A 1,349-nucleotide genomic window follows, 5' to 3' on the forward strand; every position below is an offset into this window, starting at 1 on the left:
CAGGGCTTCGGCATAGTCAGACCTCGTCCTTTTTGATCATGTGAGGCCGAGATGGGCGAGGGTGCGGGTTTGGTCCCTGGCTGTGTGGCGGAGGCCGGCGGCGATGTTGCGGACGCCGGCGAGACGGAGGGCTCCGATCGCGAGGTTTCTGTAAGTCGCCATCGCCTGGGGTGCGTTGCCGGTCCGCAACTGGGAGGCGTCCTCGGCGAAGGTGACGTCTCTGACGTGGTGCAGGGCCTCGACCGTCCAGTGCCCGCGGATCAGTTGGGCGAGCCGGGCGGGCGGGGCCTGTTCCGCGACGAGGCTGGTAACCGCGTAGACGGTCCTGAGGCTGATCTTCCCGGTCGTGTGATTCACGCGGCGGCGGACGATCTGGACGGCCTGACGGGCACCGGGGAAGAGCAGGTTGTTCACCGTGCAGACCTTCAGCCTGCGGATCTCACAGCGTCCGTGCCCGGTCGTGCGGATGCGGTCCTGGAGCGGAATCTGCTTCCAGGGAAGGGATTTGAGCTGCGCGCGGAGCTTCTTCGTGTTGCGCTTCACGATCACGATGTAGTGGGCGTCCCGCCCGCGCAGATAGGTGGCGTGGTCGGTTTGAGTGTGCAGGGCATCGCTGGTCACGACGGTGCCGGACAGGTCGGGCACCGTGTCCAGCAGAGGTCGGAACCGAGTGATCTCGTTGGTCTTCTCACCGACGTCCATTTGCGCTAGGACCAGCCCGCCGACGTGGTCGCAGGCGGCCAGAAGATGGACTCTCCGGCCCTTGGCGCGGGCGGCGCCCCGCAGTGACTTCCCGTCGACGGCCAGCGCCCTCAATCCGCCCGCGTCCTGCCGCCGGCCGGCAAGCCAGGCCCCGACGGCCCGGTCCAGGGCGTTTGCGTCGATTCGGGCCAGGACTCTGCGGATCGTTGTTTCCGCAGGCCAGGAGCGTTTCGGGAAGAGTGGGTCGACGCGGATACCGAGCCGCTCGAGGAGTCCTTCGGGGGCATCGGCCACCCATTCACTCACCGCCAGCAGAGACCTCGCGCCGGCGAGGACCGCGCAGGCGGTCAGGGCCAGCACCGCGGCGAGCGGATGCCGTACTCCGCGAGGATCGCGTGGATCGGGGACCTGCGCGAGGCATTCCAGCAGGTCGGGGATCTCCCTGGGGGCGGCTCCCGGACGGGGGCCGAGTTGGTCCAGGGCAGGGGGGATCAGAGATGATGCGTCGGCAGGCACGGACTTCCCAGGATCACAGAGCGTAGAGAACTCCATGATCACGGGGCGGCCGTGCCTGTTCTGCACCCGACCCCACCCAATCTGGTCATCCGTCAGGAAGCGGGCGTCAGCCGACTACGCCGAAGCCCTGG

The 1,349-nt window shown here is 68.0% G+C and carries 1 protein-coding gene; it reads right to left on the reverse strand.

Annotated elements, in window-relative coordinates; genetic code table 11:
- Positions 1-36: 36 nt before the first annotated feature.
- On the reverse strand, positions 37-1,254 hold the full coding sequence (locus tag ABT300_RS44090; protein ID WP_351688828.1) for an ISAs1 family transposase: 1,218 nt from the start codon (positions 1,252-1,254) through the stop codon (positions 37-39).
- Positions 1,255-1,349: the final 95 nt, after the last annotated feature.

This window comes from Streptomyces sp. NPDC001027, assembly GCF_040299045.1.
Classification (GTDB): domain Bacteria; phylum Actinomycetota; class Actinomycetes; order Streptomycetales; family Streptomycetaceae; genus Streptomyces.